This window comes from Pantoea sp. SO10 (assembly GCF_005281435.1).
Classification (GTDB): Bacteria; Pseudomonadota; Gammaproteobacteria; order Enterobacterales; family Enterobacteriaceae; genus Pantoea; species Pantoea leporis.
Genome location: NZ_CP040095.1, coordinates 3760884 through 3782177, shown reverse-complemented (window position 1 = coordinate 3782177; position 21294 = coordinate 3760884). Strand labels below are relative to the sequence as shown.

At 55.6% G+C, this 21294-nt stretch carries 17 protein-coding genes; 11 read left to right on the top strand and 6 right to left on the bottom strand.

Going from position 1 to position 21294, the window contains the following annotated elements; genetic code table 11:
- Window positions 1-48: 48 nt before the first annotated feature.
- The 5 genes from accC to msrP form a co-directional block, all read right to left on the bottom strand.
- Window positions 49-1398, bottom strand: coding sequence for an acetyl-CoA carboxylase biotin carboxylase subunit (accC, locus tag FCN45_RS17400; RefSeq protein WP_008101999.1), 1350 nt, complete (start codon window positions 1396-1398; stop codon window positions 49-51).
- An 11-nt stretch (window positions 1399-1409) separates the two neighbouring features.
- The gene (gene accB, locus FCN45_RS17395) at window positions 1410-1880 is read right to left on the bottom strand and encodes an acetyl-CoA carboxylase biotin carboxyl carrier protein (RefSeq protein WP_101762834.1); all 471 of its coding nucleotides are present in this window, start codon (window positions 1878-1880) and stop codon (window positions 1410-1412) included.
- Window positions 1881-1901: 21 nt separating this feature from the next.
- The gene (gene aroQ, locus FCN45_RS17390; RefSeq protein ID WP_101762835.1) at window positions 1902-2354 is read right to left on the bottom strand and encodes a type II 3-dehydroquinate dehydratase; all 453 of its coding nucleotides are present in this window, start codon (window positions 2352-2354) and stop codon (window positions 1902-1904) included.
- A 232-nt stretch (window positions 2355-2586) separates the two neighbouring features.
- On the bottom strand, window positions 2587-3189 hold the full coding sequence (gene msrQ / locus FCN45_RS17385) for a protein-methionine-sulfoxide reductase heme-binding subunit MsrQ (RefSeq protein WP_137386623.1): 603 nt from the start codon (window positions 3187-3189) through the stop codon (window positions 2587-2589).
- Window positions 3190-4194, bottom strand: coding sequence for a protein-methionine-sulfoxide reductase catalytic subunit MsrP (gene msrP, locus FCN45_RS17380; RefSeq protein ID WP_137386622.1), 1005 nt, complete (start codon window positions 4192-4194; stop codon window positions 3190-3192).
- A gap of 324 nt (window positions 4195-4518) precedes the next feature.
- Between msrP and csrD the strand changes: the two genes are divergently transcribed.
- The 8 genes from csrD to tldD all read left to right on the top strand — a co-directional run bounded on the left by csrD (window position 4519) and on the right by tldD (window position 16931).
- Window positions 4519-6465 (top strand): RNase E specificity factor CsrD, encoded by a 1947-nt coding sequence (gene csrD / locus FCN45_RS17375; protein ID WP_137386621.1) that lies wholly within the window; start codon window positions 4519-4521, stop codon window positions 6463-6465.
- A gap of 310 nt (window positions 6466-6775) precedes the next feature.
- Window positions 6776-7819, top strand: a complete 1044-nt coding sequence (gene mreB / locus FCN45_RS17370) for a rod shape-determining protein MreB (protein WP_007891976.1) — start codon at window positions 6776-6778, stop codon at window positions 7817-7819.
- Between the two features lie 156 nt (window positions 7820-7975).
- Window positions 7976-9010, top strand: coding sequence for a rod shape-determining protein MreC (gene mreC, locus FCN45_RS17365; RefSeq protein ID WP_008101989.1), 1035 nt, complete (start codon window positions 7976-7978; stop codon window positions 9008-9010).
- The gene (gene mreD / locus FCN45_RS17360) at window positions 9007-9495 is read left to right on the top strand and encodes a rod shape-determining protein MreD (RefSeq protein ID WP_101762839.1); all 489 of its coding nucleotides are present in this window, start codon (window positions 9007-9009) and stop codon (window positions 9493-9495) included. The genes mreC and mreD overlap by 4 nt, the downstream gene beginning before the upstream one ends.
- Window positions 9496-9503: 8 nt before the next feature.
- Window positions 9504-10097 carry a nucleoside triphosphate pyrophosphatase gene (locus tag FCN45_RS17355; protein WP_137386620.1) on the top strand — a complete coding sequence of 198 codons (594 nt, stop codon included), beginning with the start codon at window positions 9504-9506 and terminating at the stop codon, window positions 10095-10097.
- Entirely contained in the window at window positions 10087-11556 is a 1470-nt protein-coding gene (gene rng / locus FCN45_RS17350) for a ribonuclease G (protein WP_101762841.1), read from the top strand. The genes FCN45_RS17355 and rng overlap by 11 nt, the downstream gene beginning before the upstream one ends.
- A gap of 46 nt (window positions 11557-11602) precedes the next feature.
- Window positions 11603-15421 (top strand): AsmA2 domain-containing protein YhdP, encoded by a 3819-nt coding sequence (gene yhdP, locus FCN45_RS17345; RefSeq protein ID WP_137386619.1) that lies wholly within the window; start codon window positions 11603-11605, stop codon window positions 15419-15421.
- Between the two features lie 64 nt (window positions 15422-15485).
- Complete coding sequence (gene tldD, locus FCN45_RS17340; protein ID WP_137386618.1) at window positions 15486-16931, top strand: metalloprotease TldD; 1446 nt, start codon at window positions 15486-15488, stop codon at window positions 16929-16931.
- A gap of 41 nt (window positions 16932-16972) precedes the next feature.
- On the opposite strand, the gene aaeR is transcribed toward tldD, so the two are convergent.
- Window positions 16973-17890: an HTH-type transcriptional activator AaeR gene (gene aaeR / locus FCN45_RS17335; protein WP_137386617.1), complete on the bottom strand. Its 918-nt coding sequence runs from the start codon at window positions 17888-17890 to the stop codon at window positions 16973-16975.
- 258 nt (window positions 17891-18148) lie between these two features.
- Between aaeR and aaeX the strand changes: the two genes are divergently transcribed.
- The 3 genes from aaeX to aaeB are packed head-to-tail and all read left to right on the top strand — an operon-like array spanning window position 18149 to window position 21256.
- On the top strand, window positions 18149-18352 hold the full coding sequence (aaeX, locus tag FCN45_RS17330) for a p-hydroxybenzoic acid efflux pump operon protein AaeX (RefSeq protein WP_021508145.1): 204 nt from the start codon (window positions 18149-18151) through the stop codon (window positions 18350-18352).
- A 10-nt stretch (window positions 18353-18362) separates the two neighbouring features.
- Window positions 18363-19292 carry a p-hydroxybenzoic acid efflux pump subunit AaeA gene (gene aaeA, locus FCN45_RS17325; protein WP_101762847.1) on the top strand — a complete coding sequence of 310 codons (930 nt, stop codon included), beginning with the start codon at window positions 18363-18365 and terminating at the stop codon, window positions 19290-19292.
- A gap of 11 nt (window positions 19293-19303) precedes the next feature.
- Window positions 19304-21256 (top strand): p-hydroxybenzoic acid efflux pump subunit AaeB, encoded by a 1953-nt coding sequence (aaeB, locus tag FCN45_RS17320; protein ID WP_137386616.1) that lies wholly within the window; start codon window positions 19304-19306, stop codon window positions 21254-21256.
- Window positions 21257-21294: the final 38 nt, after the last annotated feature.

Below are 21294 nucleotides of genomic sequence, written 5' to 3'. Positions count from 1 at the left end.
ATGAAAAAGGCCGGAGTTAACCGGCCTCTGCTTTGCTCTGCGCTGCAATTACTTCTCTTGCAGGCCGAGTTTTTTCTCCAGATAGTGGATGTTGGTGCCACCCTGCTGGAAGTTTTCGTCGGACATGATTTTCATCTGCAGCTCAATGTTGGTCTTGATGCCGTCGATGATCAGTTCCGCCAGCGCATTCTTCATGCGCGAGATTGCCACGTCACGGTTTTCACCGTAGGTAATCAGCTTACCAATCATGGAATCGTAGTACGGTGGCACACTGTAACCGGCATAGATATGCGATTCCCAACGTACACCAAAGCCGCCCGGCGCGTGGAAACGGGTGATCTTGCCTGGGCTTGGCAGGAAGGTGTTGGGATCTTCGGCGTTGATACGGCATTCAACCGCATGACCGCGAATCACCACGTCTTCCTGTTTGATCGACAGCGGCTGACCAGCAGCAATACGCAGCTGCTCTTTGATCAGATCGACGCCGGTGATCATCTCAGTCACCGGATGCTCCACCTGAATACGGGTGTTCATCTCGATGAAGTAGAACTCACCGTTTTCGTACAGGAACTCGAAGGTACCTGCACCGCGATAGCCGATATCGATACAGGCTTTAGAGCAGCGCTCACCGATGTAGCGACGCAGTTCCGGCGTGATGCCTGGCGCTGGCGCTTCTTCGACGACTTTCTGGTGACGACGCTGCATTGAGCAGTCACGTTCCGCCAGATAGATCGCGTTACCCTGGCCATCGGCCAGCACCTGAATCTCAATGTGGCGTGGATTCTCGAGGTACTTCTCCATGTACACCATGTCGTTGTTGAAAGCCGCTTTAGCTTCCGCTTTCGTCATGTTGATGGATTGCTCAAGATCCTTGTCGCTGCGCACTACGCGCATACCGCGACCGCCGCCGCCGCCGGAGGCTTTGATGATCACCGGATAACCGATGCGCTTAGCGAAGGCACGGTTTTTTTCCATGTCGTCGGTCAGCGAGCCATCAGAACCTGGCACGGTGGGTACGCCCGCTTTCTTCATGGCGGTGATGGCAGACACTTTGTCGCCCATCAGGCGAATGGTGTCGGCTTTCGGGCCAATGAAGATAAAGCCTGAACGTTCAACCTGCTCGGCGAAATCGGCGTTCTCAGAGAGGAAGCCGTAACCCGGGTGGATCGCGACCGCGCCAGTAATTTCAGCGGCGGAGATCAGTGCCGGGATGTTCAGGTAGCTTTTGACTGAAGGTGGCGGGCCGATGCAGACGGTTTCGTCTGCCAGCAGCACGTGCTTCAGGTCACGGTCCGCGGTGGAGTGCACGGCAACAGTCTTAATGCCCAGCTCTTTGCAGGCACGCAGAATGCGCAGCGCGATCTCACCACGGTTAGCAATGACAATTTTATCCAGCATGCTTCGCCTCGTTATTCGATGATGACCAGCGGCTCGTCAAATTCAACCGGTTGGCCGCTTTCGACCAGAATCGCCTTCACAACGCCGGATTTATCGGCTTCGATCTGGTTCATCATTTTCATCGCTTCAACGATGCACAGGGTGTCGCCGGCATTCACTTTCTGGCCAACTTCAACGAAAGCTTTCGCGTCTGGGCTTGGCGTGCGATAGAAAGTGCCGACCATTGGTGAACGCACGATGTGGCCACTGATTTCTGGTTTAGCGGCTTCTGCTGCAACCGGTGCGGCAGGCGCCACCGCGGTAGACAACGCAGGCTGCTGCTGCATCATTGGCGCAGCATAAGCCTGCTGCATCATTGGGTAGCCGGCATTTGCAGGTGAACGGCTGATACGAACGGACTCTTCGCCCTCGGAGATTTCCAGCTCGGAGATGCCAGACTCTTCAACCAGTTCGATCAGTTTCTTAATTTTACGAATATCCATGAGTGTGGTTCCGTACTCTGTTTAATTGGAATGTGACAGGCGTTTTACTGCCGTTTGTAAAGCCCACGCGTATCCATCAGCGCCAAGTCCACAGATGACGCCGGCGGATACATCGGAAAGATAGGAGTGATGTCGGAACGGTTCGCGTGCATGCACGTTCGAGAGATGCACCTCAATAAAAGGAATGCTAACCGCCAACAGGGCATCACGCAGTGCAACGCTGGTATGCGTGAACGCAGCAGGATTGATGATGATGTAATCCACGTTGCCGCGGGCTTCGTGAATACGGTCAATCAACTGAAACTCTGCGTTCGATTGCAAATGACTCAATTTCACATGGTGCTGATCGGCCTGTTGCGTCAGATCGCCGACGATTTGCGCCAGCGTGGTGTGACCATACTTATCAGGCTCGCGCGTTCCCAGTAGATTCAGGTTGGGACCGTTCAAAAGCAGTATGTGAAATTTGTGCGCCATCTTGCTGCTATCTCCTGCAATCAGTAAGGCATCGCGTAAAATACCGCGACATCTTGCGTTTGTCACCCTTGCGGATGAAAAACCAGACTTCGCTTGCAATAAAGCCGGGCATTATATCCGTTTCGTCGACATTCGCAGCAAAATACTGGTCTTATCTGCGAAGTTGATCGAATGCGGCCCGAAGGCCACACTTTTTAACAGATCTCGCGGGAGGAACACAACCGTGCGGGGATTATCTGGGGAGACGTTTACGCAACTTATTGTAACGCCACGCTAACAGCGCAATGGCCAGCACGGCGTAGATCACCGGCTGCGGGGAGAGCACTTTCACTGACCAGATATAGTGTATCGGCACGAGGATCGCGACCAGATAGACGCCGTTATGCAGCGTTTGCCAGCGACGACCCAGTTTGCGCTGCATGCGCTGAAATGAGGTGATGGCGAGGGCGCAGAGAATAATCCAGCTGATCATCCCCAGTAACAAATAAGGACGCGAAATGAGCTCGCTGCCGAGTAAACGCAGATGATCGTAGCCAAGTTCCAGCAGGTAGTAGCTGGTGAGATGCAAACTGGCCCAGGCGAAACACCACACGCCGAGCAGGCGGCGAGTGCGAATCAGCAGCGGCTGTTTAAGGTAGCGTGTCAGCGGGCTGACCAGCAGCGTGGCGAGCAGCAACTTAAGCGCCATTCTGCCGGTAAAATGCTGGATATCTTTGGCCGGATCAGCGCTCAGCCAGCCCTGACTCGCTGCCATAAACAGATACACAAACGGCAGAAAAGCCGCCAGATGCAGCACGACTTTCAACGCAGTGATGTGATGTAAAGAGAGGCGCACTCAATAGTTCTCCCGTAAATCCAGGCCGCGATACAGCGACGCCACCTCTTCCGCGTAGCCGTTGAACAGCAGCGTAGGTTGGCGATCAACCTTCAGAATGCCGCCCGCGCCGATAAAGCGCTCGGTTGCCTGCGACCAGCGCGGATGATTCACATGCGGGTTCACATTGGCGTAGAAACCATACTCATTGGCGGCGATCTGGCTCCAGGTCGTTGGCGGGCGATCGTGCGTCAGCGTAATCTTCACAATCGATTTAATCCCTTTGAAACCATATTTCCACGGCACCGTCAGGCGAATCGGTGCGCCATTCTGCGGCGGCAGCGCTTTGCCATACACGCCGGTACTCAGCAGCGTCAGCGGATGCATCGCTTCATCAAGACGCAAGCCTTCCACATAGGGATAATCCAGACCGCCGCCGATAAAGCGATCTTTCTGACCCGGCATTTGGTCAGGTGCGTACAGCGTTTCAAACGCCACAAAGCGCGCATTGCTGGTGGGTTCAGCCAGTTTGAGCAGCTTGTTGAGTTCAAAACCGACCCACGGAATCACCATCGACCAGGCTTCGACACAGCGCATGCGGTAGATGCGCTGCTCCATGGCAAAACGCTTGAAGATGTCATCCATATCCAGCGTGATCGGTTTGGCAACTTCGCCTTCGATACGCAGCTTCCACGGATCGGTTTTCAGCGTGCCAGCGTTGGCAGCAGGATCGGCTTTATCAAGGCCAAATTCATAGAAGTTGTTATAACCTGACACCTTATCAAACGGCGTGAGCGGCAAATCGGCTTGCCATTCAGCCGGTTTAGTAAAATCTAAATCACGGCCAGCGGGCGCGGGCGGACGATCATTGCCTTTAAACCAGCTCAGCACATCGGCTTGCGCGGTGCCGGGTAAACTGGCTGCTGCTGCGCCTAATCCCAACGCTTTCAGCACCTGACGGCGGCGCATATTAAAGACGCTTTCTGGCGTGACGTCGGCTTCTGTGAGCAAGTGCTTCAGGTTCATGACGTTCTCCTGTGAATAGTAAATTATGACCAGCATGCTCAACTTCAGTGTCAGGCGCGAACTTGCGGGGAAAAATGTGAAATTTCCTGGCGCATCGCCCTCTTTGAGAATAGGACGAAAAAGCCCATAGCAAAGTCAGGCCATCACGGTTTAACGCTATACTCGCGCCGTAGCGCTTATCATGCTGTGTTATGTGCGATTTTGATGCCAGTCTGGCGCTGAATCACACCTTGATTTGTGCTATTTTGCTCAGGTTTGCGCCAGGGGTAAGCGTGGCGCCGACGGATTAACACCGTTCATAACCGCAGTGATGCAGGCACAGGGATGCGATTAACAACTAAATTTTCTGCGTTTATTACCTTATTAAGTTTACTGGCGATGATATTGATGCTGGTGGGCTGCGCTTTTAGTTTTATCTGGCTATCGCAGCAGCGCGTGGAAACGCGGATGCAAACGCTGGCGACTGAAGTGGATAAAGCACTGGCTTCACAATCGCCGCAGGAAATCACGCAGTGGCTGACGCGCATGATGCCGGTGGTCAATGCCGAACAGGTGCAACTGCTGAACGGCGATACGTTAGTGTTCAGTTTAGCCCGCCATGAAAATCCGATGTTAGAAGATGAGCCTAATCGCTTTGTGCAGTTCGATTTGCCCCTGACGCATTCGCCAGGCCTCGAACTGCGCGTGGTGGTGCTGGATCCGGCCAAAACGCTGTTTCGCTCCTTTACCGGCACTTATACGCTGGTGGTCCTGTTTACGGTCGTCGCCATCATGTGCGTGCTGCTGGTCATGACCAACCGTTGGCTCAAGCGGCGCTGGCAGGATATGGAACAGTTAGAAGCGCGCGCCGATCGCATTCTGACCGGTGAACGTCATTCGCAGGGTGACCATGCGGCGGAATGGCCGCCGAAAGCCAGTCGCGCCATCGATGCGCTGCTGGGCGATTTGCAGGAAGCGGGCGAGCAGCGTTTACGCATCGATACCTTAATTCGCACCTTTGCGGCGCAAGATCCGCGTACCGGCCTGAACAATCGGTTGTTCTTTGATAACCAATTGGCGACGTTGCTGGAAGATCAGGAAGATGTCGGCACGCACGGCGTGGTGATGATGGTGCGTCTGCCGGACCTCGATATGCTGCACGAAACCCTCGGCCCAACGCTGGTGGAAGAGTATCTGTTTGATTTGATTAATATGCTGTCGACCTTTGTGCTGCGCTATCCGGGCGCGCTGCTGGCGCGATATTTCCGCAGTGATTTCGCCGTCTTGCTGCCGCATCGCACTTTAAAAGAAGCCAACAGCATAGCCGATCAACTGATTAATGCCGTCGATTCACTGCCGCCGATGCGCATGGTCGATCGTGATGATTTGATCCACATCGGCATCAGCGCGTGGCGCAGCGGTCAGAGCGTGTCGCAGGTGATGGAAAATGTGGAGATGGCTACGCGGCGTGCGGCATTGCAGGGCGGTAATAGCTGGTCGGTTGGCGAAGGCAATACGCTGGATATGGGGCGCGGCAGTGTGCGCTGGCGGACCTTGCTGGAGAACACGCTCAATCGTGGTGGCCCGCGTCTGTATCAAAAGCCGGCGGTGTTGCTGGATGGAAAAGTCCATCATCGTGAATTACTGACGCGTGTGTTTGATGGCGACAAAGAAGTGGTGTCGGCTGAGTTTATGCCGCTGGTATTGCAGCTGGGTATGACTGACAGCTGGGATCGTCAACTGGTGACGCGCATCGCGGCGCTTTCGGAAGTGTGGCCGGATGAAACTCTGGCACTTCCCGTGAATATTGATTCGCTGTTGCAGCGGCCTTTTCAGCGCTGGCTGCAAAAACTGCTGCTACAGTGCAGCAAATCGCAAAGAAAACGTTTTTTATTTGAACTTGCTGAGGCCGACGTTTGTCAACACATCAGCCGTTTAGTGCCGGTTTTTCACATGTTAACCGCATTTGGCTGTCGCATTGCGGTGGATCAGGCCGGTTTGACGGTGGTGAGCAGCGCTTATATCAAACAATTCCCGATAGAAGTGATTAAACTTGCGCCGGGTTTGGTACGCAATATTGAACGACGCACCGAGAACCAGCTGTTTGTGCAGAGCTTGCTGGAAGTGTGTAAGTCATCGCCAACTCAAGTTTTCGCCGCGGGTGTGCGAACACGCGCGGAGTGGCAAACGCTGTCGGGATTAGGTGTTTCGGGCGGGCAGGGCGATTTCTTTGCGCCTTCGTTGCCGGTCAACAGTAATGTAAAGAAACACTCGCAACGTTATCGAATTTAGACCTTCAGCGCGCGAAGTGCAGGCTGATGGCTGTTTTTATCGCTTATTAGTGCCGGAGCGCGCGATGCTGACGGCTGGAAATGTTAGATTTTATGTCGAAATTCGCCGGCTAGCGCCGGGGCAATTTAGGTTAAAACGGCGAGTTAACGCCATTTAACTGCGGCAAAAGACCCTACGATCAGGCCAAAAAAGTATTCAGCGTATTTTTTCACCGAAGCCGAACGTTTTTGCGCCTTGTAGCGGCTTCGCGTGGTTGGTAAAGTAGGCGGATTTTATTTTCCGCCCCCAGCTTGCAGGATTATCCCTTAGTATGTTTAAAAAATTTCGTGGCATGTTTTCCAATGACTTGTCCATTGACCTGGGTACCGCGAATACCCTGATTTACGTGAAAGGACAAGGCATCGTGTTAAACGAGCCTTCTGTGGTTGCCATTCGTCAGGATCGTGCCGGCTCCCCAAAGAGCGTAGCGGCTGTCGGTCATGACGCTAAGCAGATGCTGGGCCGTACGCCGGGCAACATCGCTGCTATCCGTCCTATGAAAGATGGCGTGATCGCCGACTTCTTCGTTACCGAAAAAATGCTGCAGCACTTCATTAAGCAAGTGCATAGCAATAGCTTTATGCGTCCAAGCCCGCGTGTGCTGGTCTGCGTACCGGTGGGTGCGACCCAGGTTGAGCGTCGCGCCATCCGTGAATCTGCACAGGGTGCAGGCGCACGCGAAGTGTTCCTGATTGAAGAGCCAATGGCGGCGGCGATTGGTGCAGGTCTGCCGGTTTCTGAAGCAACCGGTTCTATGGTAGTGGATATCGGTGGTGGTACCACTGAAGTAGCAGTGATCTCGCTGAACGGCGTGGTTTACTCCTCTTCAGTGCGTATTGGTGGTGACCGCTTCGATGAAGCTATCATTAATTATGTTCGCCGCAACTACGGTTCACTGATTGGTGAAGCGACTGCAGAGCGTATCAAGCATGGTATCGGTTCTGCTTATCCGGGCGATGAAGTACACGAGATTGAAGTTCGCGGCCGTAACCTGGCAGAAGGTGTGCCACGTGGCTTTACCCTGAACTCGAACGAGATTCTTGAAGCGCTGCAGGAACCGCTGACCGGCATCGTGAGCGCGGTGATGGTTGCGCTGGAACAGTGCCCGCCAGAGCTGGCTTCTGACATCTCCGAGCGCGGTATGGTGCTGACCGGTGGTGGCGCATTGCTGCGTAACCTCGATCGCCTGCTGATGGAAGAGACCGGTATTCCGGTGGTCGTGGCAGAAGATCCGCTGACCTGCGTAGCACGCGGCGGTGGTAAAGCGTTGGAAATGATCGACATGCATGGCGGCGATTTGTTCAGCGAGGAGTAATTCCTCAACGGCTGAGGCCCTGGTCAAATTGCGCAGGGAATAGCGCCTATGCTGACGCAGCTGCTGCAACGCACGACGGCGAAATGCGTCCAGCCCTGAGGCGTTGGTGATTTAGGCTAACGCTTCTTCCCTGATGTCGAGGAACACGCAGAATTTATGAAGCCGATTTTTAGCAGGGGACCTTCCCTGCAGTTGCGCCTCTTTCTGGCAGTCATTGTGGCTATCGCGATTATTATCGCCGATAGCCGCGTGAGCTCCTTTTCCCAGATCCGCAACTACCTGGACACATCGGTCAGTCCATTTTATTTTTTGGCCAACGGGCCAAGACAACTTCTTGATGGCGTTTCCGAAACCCTGGCGTCACGTCAGCAATTGGAACTGGAAAATAAAGCACTGCGCCGTGAGCTCTTCCTGAAAAACAGTGACTTGCTGATGCTGGGGCAATATAAGCAGGAAAACGCGCGTCTGCGCGAACTGCTTGGCTCGCCGCTGCGCCAGGATGAGCACAAGATGGTGACGCAGGTGATCTCCACCGGCACCGATCCTTATACCGATCAGGTGGTTATCGACAAAGGCAGCGTAAACGGCGTTTACGAAGGCCAGCCGGTGATCAGTGATAAAGGGGTAGTCGGTCAGGTGGTCGCGGTCGGTCAGGTGACCAGTCGCGTACTGCTGATTTGCGACGCGTCGCATGCGTTGCCGATTCAGGTGCTGCGTAATGATATTCGTGTTATAGCCGCCGGTAATGGCTGCAGCGAAGATCTGCAGCTGGAGCATCTACCGGGCAACACCGATATTCGCGTGGGCGATGTGTTAGTCACGTCTGGCCTGGGCGGCCGCTTCCCGGAAGGTTATCCGGTTGGCGTGGTCTCTTCGGTGAAAGTCGATACGCAGCGCGCTTACACGGTGATTCAGGCGCGTCCAGCCGCTGGCTTGCAGCGTTTGCGCTATCTGCTGCTGCTGTGGGGCGCGGATCGCAACGGCGTCGCACCGATGGCACCGGACGAAGTGCACCGCGTGGCCAACGAACGTTTAATGCAGATGATGCCGCAGGTGCTGCCGCCAGCAGGCGAAATGGGCCCACCGGCACCGGATACTTTGCAGTCTTCGCAGCAAATGGGGCCACCGCAACCCGCTAACAGCAGTCGTTCGCAAGGGAATTCTGCGAACACACGCGGAGGCCAGCCTTGAGTCGATATCGCAGCCAGGGCCGATGGGTTATCTGGCTGTCCTTTCTGATTGCCCTCATCCTGCAAATCATGCCGTGGCCGGAACAGATCTATATGTTCCGGCCATCATGGCTGTTGCTGATCCTCATTTATTGGGTGCTGGCGCTGCCGCATCGGGTGAATGTTGGTACCGGTTTTTGTCTTGGTGCCATTATGGATCTGGTGGCGGGTTCAACGCTGGGCGTGCGCGCATTAGCCTTTAGCATCATCGCGTATCTGGTGGCCTTTAAATTTCAGTTATTCCGAAACTTAGCGTTGTGGCAGCAGGCATTAATGGTTATGGTGCTGTCCCTTGCGGTGGATGTGATTGTTTTCTGGGCAGAATTCCTGGTGATCAACGTCTCTTTCCGCCCGGAAATCTTCTGGAGTAGCGTGGTCGACGGCGTACTGTGGCCCTGGCTATTCTTATTGATGAGAAAGATTCGCCGTCAATTCGCTGTTCAGTAAGGAATACTATGATAAGCCTGTACCTCGCATCCGGTTCACCGCGTCGACGTGAGCTGTTAACGCAGCTTGGTCTGCAATTTGAACGCCTGATTACCCACGTAGAAGAGCAGCGTCAGCCTGAAGAAGCGGCTGACGCTTACGTGCGTCGTCTGGCGTCAGATAAGGCGCGCGCGGGCGTCGCGGTGGCACCGCAGGATCTGCCGGTGCTGGGTGCTGATACCATCGTGGTGCTGAACGGTGAAGTACTGGAAAAACCGCAGGATGCCGCGCACGCCGCCGCGATGCTGAGCAAGCTGTCGGGACAAACTCATCAGGTGATGACCGCGGTGACGCTGGCCGATACGCAGCGTGAGCTGGATTGTCTGGTGACCACGGACGTGACCTTCCGCACGATGACGGCGGAGGAAATTTCGCACTATATTGCCAGTGGCGAGCCGATGGATAAAGCCGGCGCGTACGGAATTCAGGGCCTTGGCGGCAATTTTGTCCGCAAGATTAATGGAAGTTATCACGCCGTGGTGGGATTGCCGCTGGTTGAGACCGGTGAGCTGCTGAGCCATTTTCAGTCACTGCGGGCGTTAAGGGGACAAGATGACGGCTGAACTGCTGGTAAATGTGACACCTTCAGAAACCCGTGTTGCCTATATTGATGGCGGCATTCTGCAGGAAATCCACATTGAGCGTGAAGCACGACGTGGCATCGTGGGCAACATCTATAAAGGACGCGTCAGTCGCGTCTTACCTGGCATGCAGGCGGCCTTTGTCGATATCGGCATGGAAAAAGCCGCCTTTCTGCACGCTTCCGACATCATGCCGCACACCGAATGCGTGGCGGGTGATGAGAAGAAAAATTTTGTGGTGCGCGACATTGGCGAGCTGGTGCGTCCCGGCCAGGATCTGATGGTGCAGGTGGTGAAAGATCCGCTGGGCACTAAAGGCGCGCGCCTCACCACCGACATTACTTTGCCCTCGCGCTATCTGGTGTTTATGCCTGGCGCGTCACACGTCGGCGTCTCGCAGCGTATTGAGAGCGAAGCCGAGCGCGAACGACTGAAAACGGTAGTTGCTGCGCACTGTGACGATCTCGGCGGCTTTATTATTCGTACCGCTGCGGAAGGCATTGGTTCGGAAGAGTTGTCGCAGGATGCCGCTTTCCTGAAACGTTTGTGGACCAAAGTCAGCGAGCGTAAAAAGCGTAATCAGACGCGCTGCCTGCTCTACGGTGAGCTGGCGTTAGCGCAGCGCGTACTGCGAGATTTCGCCGGTGCCGCGCTGGATCGCATTCGCGTGGACTCACGTTTGACCTGCGATTTGTTGGTGGAATTTACCAGCGAATATATTCCGGAAATGGCCAGCAAGCTGGAGCTTTACAGCGGCAAACAGCCGATTTTTGATCTGTTCGACGTTGAGAACGAAATCCAGCGTTCGCTGGAGCGTAAGGTCGAGCTAAAATCCGGCGGCTATCTGATTATCGATCAAACCGAAGCCATGACCACGGTGGATATCAACACCGGTGCGTTTGTCGGACACCGCAATCTCGACGAGACCATCTTCAACACCAACATTGAAGCGACGCAAGCGATCGCGCGTCAGCTGCGACTGCGCAACCTCGGCGGCATCATCATTATCGATTTCATCGACATGAGTAACGACGAGCATCGCCGCCGCGTGCTGCATTCGCTGGAGAGCGCGCTGAGCAAAGATCGGGTGAAAACCGGCATCAATGGTTTCTCGGCGCTCGGTTTGGTGGAGATGACGCGTAAACGCACGCGTGAAAGTATTGAACATGTGCTGTGCGCCGATTGCCCGGTGTGTAAAGGGCGCGGCACCTTGAAAACGGTGGAAACCGTCTGCTATGAGATCATGCGTGAAATTGTGCGCGTGCATCACGCCTATGATTCCGACCGTTTCCTGGTGTACGTTTCCCCGGCGGTGGGCGACGCGCTGAAGGGCGAAGAGTCACACGCGCTGGCGGAAGTGGAGATTTTCGTCGGGAAACAGGTCAAAGTTCATGTTGAACCGCTCTATACCCAAGAGCAGTTTGATGTCGTCATGATGTGATTTTGAGGTTGAGTTCCGCAAGCCAACGGACAGCAAGGAGAGGTGTGTGAGGCGGTTGCCGAGGATTTTGTTACTGCTGCTCGCCGCAATCATCGTAATTGTGGCGCTGCTGGTCAGCGGGTTGCGCCTCGTGATGCCGCACCTCAACAGTTATCGCAGCGATATTCTGCAGACGATCTCACGCGTCAGCGGCGTCACGGTGACGGCCAGCGAACTGCAGGGCAAATGGGAGAATTTTGGCCCGACGCTGCAGATGCGCAATCTCAACGTCGCGATGCAGGAAGATGGGCAACTGACCATCGGCCGCGTCAATCTGGCGCTAAACGTGTGGCAATCGCTGCTGCACTGGCGCTGGCAATTCCGCGATCTCACCTTCTGGCAGCTGCATCTCGAAACCAATCATCCGCTGTTCACCAGTGACGAACAGAAGAACAGCTTCAAACCGGCGCAAATCAACGATCTGTTTTTGCGTCAGTTCGATCACTTCGATCTGCGCGACAGCAGCATCCGTTTTCTGACGCCGTCCGGCCAGCATGCTGAACTAGCGATTCCGCGCCTTACCTGGCTGAACGAAAATACCCGTCACCGCGCCGAGGGCGAAGTGAGCCTCTCCAGTTTTACCGGTCAGCATGGCGTGGTGCAGGTGCGACTTGATCTCAACGACAGCAACGGCTTACTCAGCGATGGCCGCATCTGGATGCAGGCCGATGATGTGGATGTGCGACCGTGGATTGGTCCGTGGCTGCGTGATAACACCAGCCTTGAGAGCGCGCGCTTCAGTCTGGCCGCGTGGGCGAATTTGCGCGATGGCGATCTCTACGCCGGTGATTTGCTGTTGAGTAAAGGTGGCGCGCGCTGGCGCGGCGAGCAGGGCGATCATCAATTAGAGGTTGATGGCTTAACCGCGCACTTGTCGCGCTACCAGAATGGCTGGAGCCTTTCGGTACCGCAAACCCGCTTGAGAACGGATGGCATCGCATGGGCGCCAGGACATTTTTCCCTGCTGTGGAAGCCAGAAGATAAGCAGATGCTCGGCGCCAACAGTGCGCCGGAGATGCGCGTGCGTGCCACGCAGCTGGATTTAGAACGTCTGGCGCCCGTCGTTCCGCTGTTTGCACCGCTTTCCCCAACCTTGCTGGATAACTGGCGTGCGCTACAGCCGCACGGCCACATTGATGCGCTGGCGCTGGATATCCCGCTGCAGCAGCCTGAGCAAACGCGTTTGCAGGTGAAATGGCGCGATCTCGCCTGGCAACAGTGGGAATTACTGCCGGGTATCAGCAATCTCAGCGGGAGCGCCAGCGGTAGCTTAAACAACGGCTTGCTGGATGTGGCGATGGGCCAGGCGGAAGTACCGTACGGCGATATGTTTCAGGCTCCGCTGCAGATTAAACAGATCACTGGCCAGCTCAACTGGCTGCGCGATGCTAACGGCTTAACGCTGGATGGACATCAGCTGGATGTGCAGGCCCGTTCGCTGTGGGCACGCGGCGATTTCCGCTACCAGCAGAATTTGGGTAGCGCGCCGCGCCTCGATATTCTCGCCGGAATTCGCGTTACCGATGCTGGCGATGCGTGGCGTTATTTCCCGCAGCAGCTGATGGGTCACGATCTTACTCACTATCTCAGTGACGCGATTAAAGGCGGGCAGGTGGATAACGCCACGCTGCTGTTTGCTGGCGATCCCTCGCTGTTCCCGTTCAAACACAATGACGGCATGTTTGAAGTTTGGGTTCCGCTGCGCAATGCCACCTTCCAGTTCCAGCCCGGCTGGCCTGCGCTGGAAAACCTCGACATTAATCTCGACTTCCTCAACAACGGTTTGTGGATGAAAGCCGATAAAACCAGGCTCGGCGAGGTTGATGCGCGCAATGTCAGCGCGGTGATTCCGGATTATTTGAAAGAGAAATTGATCATCGATGGTGACATCAGCGGCGAAGGCAAAAAAATCGCTGACTATTTCGAGCAAACACCGCTGAAACCGACGCTCGGCGCGGCGCTGCAGGAGCTACAGATTGGCGGCAATGTGCGCGGCACGCTGAATCTTGATATTCCACTGGATGGCGAGCAGGTGCACGCCAGCGGCAATGTGGTGCTGAACAACAACAGCCTGCATATCAAGCCGTTAAATACCACGCTGAACAATCTCACCGGCCGCTTCCGTTACAATAACGGCAATCTGGAGAGTGAAGAGCTGCAGGCCAACTGGTTCGGACAGCCAACCGGCGTGAGTTTCAGCACGAAAGAGAATCCCAACGATTTTGGCGTGAACGTCAAGCTGCTGGGCGATTGGCAGCCAGGCAAACTCAAGGTGTTGCCGGACGCCATCACGCGTCAGTTAGGCGGCTCTTTACCGTGGCAGGGCAATGTGGATATCACGCTGCCGCATAAAGGTGGCGCAACCTACAAAGTGGCACTGCAAGGCGAGGGCAAAGCAGTAAGCAGTCACTTACCTGCGCCGCTGGATAAAGCGGCCGGTGAAGCGATGCCGATTACCATCAACGCGGATGGTGATCTTAAAGGCTTTACCTTGAGCGGCAGCGTGCGCGAGCGCCATCGTTTCAATAGCCGCTGGATTCTGGAGCCGCAGCTGCGCGTTGATCGCGGGATCTGGCTGAATGATGCGAAAAGCACACCGAAGCTGCCCGAGAAGCGCGGCATGGAGCTGAATCTCCCGCCGCTGAATGGCGAAGCCTGGATGGGGATGATGGCTGGCGCGGGCAGTGCGCGTAACGCTCAGGGCGAGCCGGAAGTGGGCGGCGCGGCGCTGCCGGGCGACTTTATTCTGCGCACACCGGCGCTGACGCTTGGTGGTCAGCAATGGCACGACGTTAACGCTACCGTTACGCAGGGGCCAGCCGGCAATACCCACTTGCAGCTGGAGAGCCGTGAAGCACGTGGCAGTTTGCAGACGGCGCAGCGCTCTCCGTGGCAGATCAACCTGAGCTATCTTTACTACAATCCTGAATGGGCTGAGAAAAGCGATGGAAAATCATCGCCGTTTGGCGGCAACAGCAGCAACATCAACTTCAGCAGCTGGCCAGCGTTGCAGCTCAACTGTGATGAGTGCTGGATTCGCGGGCAGAAGTTTGGCCATATGCAGGCGAAGCTTCAGCCACAAGGCGATACGTTAGCACTTACTAACGCCTCGATTGATTCTGGCAGCTCTAAATTGAACGTGACGGGTGAATGGGTGAATAAACCCGGCGATCAGCGTACTTCGCTAAAGGGCAGCCTGAGCGGCGACAACATCAATGACGCGGCTAACTGGTTTGGCATGAATACGCCGCTGCGCGATGCACCGTTTAAACTCGATTACGATCTGCACTGGCGTTCTGCGCCGTGGCAGCCATCGGAAGAGACGCTAAGCGGTACGCTGAAAACCCACTTTGGCAAAGGTCAGATCGCCGATGTGAATACCGGTCGCGCCGGGCAGTTACTGCGCCTGTTTAGCTTTGATGCCTTGCTACGCAAGATGCGCTTCGATTTCAGCGACACCTTTAGTGACGGTTTCTATTTCGATTCGATCAACGGCACCGCGTGGATTGAAAACGGTGTGATGCGTACCGATAACCTGCTGGTGGATGGCCTGGAAGCGGATATCGCCATGAAGGGCAACATCGATTTGGTGAAGCGTCAGATCGACATGGAAGCGGTGGTCGCCCCGGAAATCTCCGCGTCGGTTGGCGTCGCCACTGCATTCGTCATCAATCCGGTGGTCGGTGCTGCGGTCTTCGCCGCCAGCAAAGTGCTGGGACCGCTGTGGAATAAGATTTCACTGTTGCGCTACCACATCAGCGGACCGCTGGATAAGCCGGAAATCAATGAAGTACTGCGCAAACCGCGTGAAGACGAGAAGAAGTGAATTTGACGCCGTCGGGTAATTGCCGCAGGCTATGACTATCCGAGCACATAATGAGTGAGAAACGATGACTCTGAATCTGGTAAGTGAGCAGTTGCTAACTGCGAACAGCATTAATCAGCAGGACCTTTATTCCCTGTTAGGGCAGCTTTCAGAACGTCGTCTGGATTATGCCGATCTCTATTTCCAGTCCAGTTTCCACGAATCCTGGATGCTGGAAGACAAAATTATTAAAGATGGTTCCTACCATATCGATCAGGGCGTGGGCGTCCGCGCCGTGAGCGGTGAGAAAACCGGTTTCGCCTACGCTGACCAGATTTCCCTGAATGCACTGCGTCAGTCGTCTGAAGCGGCGCGCAGCATCGTGCGTGAACAAGGCAACGGCAAAGCGCATACCTTATCGGCGGTGCTGAACCGTTCGTTGTATGCGCCCGTTAATCCGCTGGATAGCCTGACGCGCGAAGACAAAATTGCCCTGCTGCACCGTGTTGATAAAGTGGCGCGTGCTGCCGATCCACGTGTGCAGGAAGTGAATGCCAGTCTGAGCGGTGTTTACGAACAGGTGCTGGTCGCCGCAACTGACGGCACGCTGGCCGCAGATATTCGTCCGCTGGTGCGTCTTTCCATCAGCGTGCAGGTGGAAGATCAGGGTAAACGCGAACGTGGCTCAAGCGGCGGCGGCGCGCGTACCGGTTATGAATTCTTCCTCGCTGATGAGAGCGGTGATGTGCGTGCCGATGCCTGGGCGCGCGAAGCGGTGCGCATGGCGCTGGTCAATCTCTCCGCCGTGGCGGCACCCGCTGGCATGTTGCCGGTGGTGCTGGGCGCAGGTTGGCCGGGTGTGCTGCTGCACGAAGCAGTTGGACACGGTCTGGAAGGTGACTTCAACCGTCGTGCGACATCGGTATTCAGCGGCAAAATGGGCCAGCTGGTGGCTTCAGAGCTGTGTACCGTGGTTGACGATGGCACCATTGAAGGTCTGCGCGGTTCGCTGGCGGTCGATGATGAAGGCGTGCCGGGCCAGTACAACATGCTGATCGAAAATGGCGTGCTGAAAGGCTACATGCAGGACAAGCTGAATGCGCGCCTGATGGGCGTCAACCCAACTGGCAATGGTCGCCGTGAATCTTACGCGCACCTGCCAATGCCGCGCATGACCAACACTTACATGCTGGCAGGCAAATCGACGCCGCAAGATATCATTGAAAGCGTGGAGTACGGCATTTACGCGCCAAACTTCGGCGGCGGCCAGGTTGATATCACGTCCGGCAAGTTCGTGTTCTCCACCTCAGAAGCTTATCTGATCGAGAACGGCAAAGTGACGACGCCCGTGAAAGGCGCCACGCTGATTGGCTCCGGCATCGAAGCGATGCAGCAGATCTCGATGGTCGGCAACGATCTGGCGCTGGATAAAGGCGTCGGCGTATGCGGTAAAGAGGGACAAAGCGTACCGGTTGGCGTGGGTCAGCCAACGCTGAAGCTGGATAAAATCACCGTAGGTGGTACCGCCTAACGTTGTCAGGTCGCCATGTATGGCGACCTGAACATCTGCCCTCAACCTTTCCGATGCTGCTGATACTGCTGCGCTACCTGCCTGAAATACTCGGTCAGATAATCAATGCACACCTGCACTTTCAGCGGCAGCTTGTCTTTCTCAGTATAGAGCGCATAGACCGGGCGCGGCTCCGAGTGATATTGCGGGAACAGAATATCGATCTCCCCCGCATTGATCTCATCAATCACCCACATCAACGGCACATAGGCGATACCGCAACCTGCTTTCAGCCAGCGAATCAGCGTCTGCGAATCGTTGGTGACGAAACGGCCTTGCGGCGTAAGGCGGGTAACCAATCCTTCCGGCGCAACCAGTTCAAAAGTGTTATCCGGCCGCACGCTATATTCCAGCCACGAAAAATTATCGATCTCGCTGGGTTTTTCCGGCGTGCCATGCTGCGCCAGATAGCTCTTCGCCGCGCACACCACCATCGGCATTGCACCCAGCCGACGCGAGAACAAGTTCGAATCCTGCAGCGCGCCCACGCGCACCACCAAATCCAACCCGTTGGCGATCAAATCGGGGGCAGGAATGCCCGTCACCAGATTGACGCCCAAACCCGGATATTCGCGTAACATTTCGCTGGTCATCGCCGATAACACATTCTGCGCCATCGTCGATGAGCAGCCGATCCGTAGAATACCGATCGGCGTGTTGTTAAAGGCGTACAGCTGCTCGTGTACCTGCGAAGCCTCCGCCAGCATGCGGCGACAGCCCTGAAAATAGATCTTTCCGGCCTCAGTCAAGCCAATGCTGCGCGTGCTGCGATTAAGCAATTTAACCTGTAACTCATCTTCCAGTTTGGCGACAATCTGGCTCATAGACGAAACGCTAAGCTGTAGCTGGCGCGCCGCGGCGGTAAATGAACCTAATTCAACCACTTTGGCGAAAATGGACATGCTTTTAAGTCGATCCATTGTTTACTCTGGCTAAAAAGTGATTTAGCTCACAATATGTAGAAAACGTATAGTCAAGCGCGTTACTATACGCGCGCTGGGTCTCTTCACTGCACCTGAACACGGCTGTGTTAGCCCGATGATACGCTATGATTAGCTCAACGCGGCCTGAATGTTGCCATCAGTTTATCCGTCATCCCCTGATCGTAAACCCAACGTGCTACACGGCACGTGGGCAGGTATCGGTGCAATCCGGCAAGGTCGAACTAAGGATCCGAAATGAGTGTGCTTCCGGTATTTGTCGTATTCGGGCTGAGTTTTCCGCCCATCTTCATTGAACTACTGGTTTCACTGGCGCTGTTCTGGCTGGTGAAACGCGTGCTAACGCCTAGCGGGATCTACGATCTGGTTTGGCATCCGGCACTGTTTAACACTGCGCTGTATTGCTGCGTGTTTTACCTTGTATCCCGTTTATTCGTCTGAGGTTTTTTAAGTGAAAGCGCTAATAAGAAAAATCGCGCGATACGCGATTACACTCCTGCTGGTTGTCATCGCCATCGTGATCATCTTCCGCGCCTGGGTGTTCTACACCGAATCACCGTGGACGCGTGATGCCAAATTCTCTGCCGATGTGGTGGCGATCTCGCCTGACGTCACCGGCATCATCACTGACGTGCCGGTGCACGACAACCAGCTGGTGAAAAAAGGCGACACGCTGTTTGTGGTTGATCGTCCGCGCTACCAAAAAGCGCTGGACGAAGCCCAGGCGGATGTCGAGTATTACCAGGCTTTGGTGAGTGAAAAACGCCGTGAAGCCAGTCGCCGCAATCAGTTGGGGACCAGCGCGATGTCGCGTGAAGCGATTGAGCAATCCAATAACGATCTGCAAACCAGCGAGCATCAGCTGGCGAAGTCTGTGGCCACGCGCGACCTGGCGGTGATTGACCTCGATCGCACCACTATCAAAGCGCCATCTGACGGCTGGGTCACCAACCTCAATGTCTATCAGGGCGAATTCATCACGCGCGGCTCGGTAGCCGTGGCGCTGGTGCAACAGCACTCCTTCTATGTGCTGGCCTATATGGAAGAGACCAAGCTGGATGGCGTGCGTCCGGGCTTCCGCGCGCAAATCACGCCGTTGGGGAGCAACGCGGTACTGCGTGGCACCGTTGACAGCATCGCGGCGGGCGTAACCAACAGCAGCAGCACCAGCGACAGCAAAGGCATGGCAACCATCGACTCGAATCTGGAGTGGGTGCGTCTTGCGCAGCGTGTGCCGGTGCGTATTCGTCTCGACGAGCAACCGGGCAACCGCTTCCCGGCGGGGACCACGGCGACGGTGGTGATCACCGGTGCGCAGGATCGCGAAACCAAAGTCTCGCCGCTGGCACAGTTGTTCAATCGCCTGCGTGAGTTTGGTTAAGCGAGGGCGATATGATTGAGTTTTTGCGTTTCCCGGTGAAGCTCACCTTCGCGCTGGTTGCGGCGTTGATGATTGGCTTTCACTTCAATCTGGAAACGCCGCGTTGGGCGGTGATGACCGCCGGCATCGTGGCCGGTGGTACCGCCTTTGCTGCGGGGGGCGATCCCTATTCTGGCGCGCTGCGCTATCGCGGCATTCTGCGCATCATCGGTACTTTTATTGGCTGTATCGCCGCGCTCACCATCATGATTGCCACGGTGCGTGCGCCGGTGGTGATGCTGCTGCTGTGCTGTATGTGGGCCGGCATGTGCGTGTGGCTCTCTTCGCTGATCAAAGTCGAAAACTCCTATGCGTTGGGTCTTGCCGGTTACACCGCGCTGATCATCGTGGTGACGGCGGATGCCAGCGGCGGCTTAACGCTGGCTCCGCAGTACGCGGTTGAGCGCTGCAGTGAAATCGTCATCGGTATTCTGTGTGCCATCCTCGCCGACATGCTGTTCTCGCCGCGTTCGATCAAGAAAGTGATTGAGCAGGAAGTGGACGCGCTGCTGGTGGCGCACTACAAATTGCTGCAGCTGTGCGTCGCGCATGAAGACAAAGAGGAAGTGGACAAAGCCTGGAGCGCGTTAGTGCGTCGCACCACGGCACTCAACGGCATGCGCGCCCAGCTGATGATGGAATCCTCACGCTGGAAAAACTCCAGCCGCCGCCTGCAAATGCTTAACACCTTATCGCTGACGCTGATCACGCAGGCCGCCGAAACTTTCCTGATTCAAAACTCGCGTCCGGAATACATTCCACCGCACTATCGTTTGCTGATCGAAAAAGAGGTCAACAGCGTCAACGATGTGCATAAGCGCATGAAGGTGATGCGTCGCCTGATTGGCGTGAGCAGCAAAACCGTGCCGGTGACGCTGGCGAGTTGGGTCGGCGCGGCCACTGAATATCTGCTGCTGATTAACGGCATTAAAAGTAATAGCCGCATCACCACGCTGGAAGAGAGCATTCTGCAGCGTGAGGTAGTGATTCAGGCGCGCTCTGCGGAAACCCATCACGCGATGATCAACGGTATACGTACCTTTGTCGCCACCGCGCTGGGATCGCTGTTTTGGCTATATACCGGCTGGACATCAGGCAGCGGCTGCATGGTGATGCTGGCGGTAATTACCGCGCTGGCGATGCGTATGCCGAATCCGTTGATGATGGCGAAAGACTTCCTTTACGGCATGACGGTTGCGGTGCCGCTCGGCGCGCTCTACTTCATCTTTATTCTGCCCGCGACCCAGCAAAGTGCGCTGCTGTTGTGTATCGCCATCGGCGCGCTGGGTTTTATCGGCGGCATCTTCGTGCAGCGTCGTCAGTTGGGTACGCTGGGTGCGTTGATTGGTACCATCAACGTGCTGGTGCTGGATAACCCGATGAAGTTCGAGTTCAACGTATTCCTCGATAACGTGTTGGGCCAGGTGATTGGCTGCTTTGTAGCGATGATGGTGATTCTGCTGATTCGCGATAAATCCAAAGAGCGTACCGGACGTAAACTGCTGAATCGCTTTATGTATGCCGCAGTTGCTGCGCTGACCACTAATCAGGCGCGTCGTCGTGAAAACCACTTGCCGGCGCTGTATCAGCAATTGTTTTTGTTGCTCAACCTGTTCCCCGGCGATATCGATAAATACCGTATCGCGCTGACGCTGATTATCGGCCATCAACGCCTGAGCAATGCCGAAGTGCCGGTGAATGCAGATCTCTCGGCCTATCACCGCCAGCTGCGCTACACCGCCGATCGCATTATCTCCGCGACCAGCGATGATAAGCGGCGCTATTACTTCGAGCGGCTGCTGAAGGAGCTGGATGTGTATCAGGAGAAGCTGCAGCACTATGCTGCGCCTGATAACGTCACCGAGCCGGTGAAACGGCTGGCACTGATGCTGGATAAGTATCAGAACACCTTAATACAAATCTGAAACTGGCCGCTGCAACCTGCAGCGGCCTTTTAGATCCC

Bases quoted from the DNA above. Each gene is read 5' to 3' on its own strand.
- accC (WP_008101999.1), bottom strand. From the start codon at position 1,398: ATGCTGGATAAAATTGTCATTGCTAACCGTGGTGAGATCGCGCTGCGC.
- accB (WP_101762834.1), bottom strand. From the start codon at position 1,880: ATGGATATTCGTAAAATTAAGAAACTGATCGAACTGGTTGAAGAGTCT.
- aroQ (WP_101762835.1), bottom strand. From the start codon at position 2,354: ATGGCGCACAAATTTCACATACTGCTTTTGAACGGTCCCAACCTGAAT.
- msrP (WP_137386622.1), bottom strand. From the start codon at position 4,194: ATGAACCTGAAGCACTTGCTCACAGAAGCCGACGTCACGCCAGAAAGC.
- csrD (WP_137386621.1), top strand. From the start codon at position 4,519: ATGCGATTAACAACTAAATTTTCTGCGTTTATTACCTTATTAAGTTTA.
- mreB (WP_007891976.1), top strand. From the start codon at position 6,776: ATGTTTAAAAAATTTCGTGGCATGTTTTCCAATGACTTGTCCATTGAC.
- mreC (WP_008101989.1), top strand. From the start codon at position 7,976: ATGAAGCCGATTTTTAGCAGGGGACCTTCCCTGCAGTTGCGCCTCTTT.
- FCN45_RS17355 (WP_137386620.1), top strand. From the start codon at position 9,504: ATGATAAGCCTGTACCTCGCATCCGGTTCACCGCGTCGACGTGAGCTG.
- rng (WP_101762841.1), top strand. From the start codon at position 10,087: ATGACGGCTGAACTGCTGGTAAATGTGACACCTTCAGAAACCCGTGTT.
- tldD (WP_137386618.1), top strand. From the start codon at position 15,486: ATGACTCTGAATCTGGTAAGTGAGCAGTTGCTAACTGCGAACAGCATT.
- aaeR (WP_137386617.1), bottom strand. From the start codon at position 17,890: ATGGATCGACTTAAAAGCATGTCCATTTTCGCCAAAGTGGTTGAATTA.
- aaeX (WP_021508145.1), top strand. From the start codon at position 18,149: ATGAGTGTGCTTCCGGTATTTGTCGTATTCGGGCTGAGTTTTCCGCCC.
- aaeB (WP_137386616.1), top strand. From the start codon at position 19,304: ATGATTGAGTTTTTGCGTTTCCCGGTGAAGCTCACCTTCGCGCTGGTT.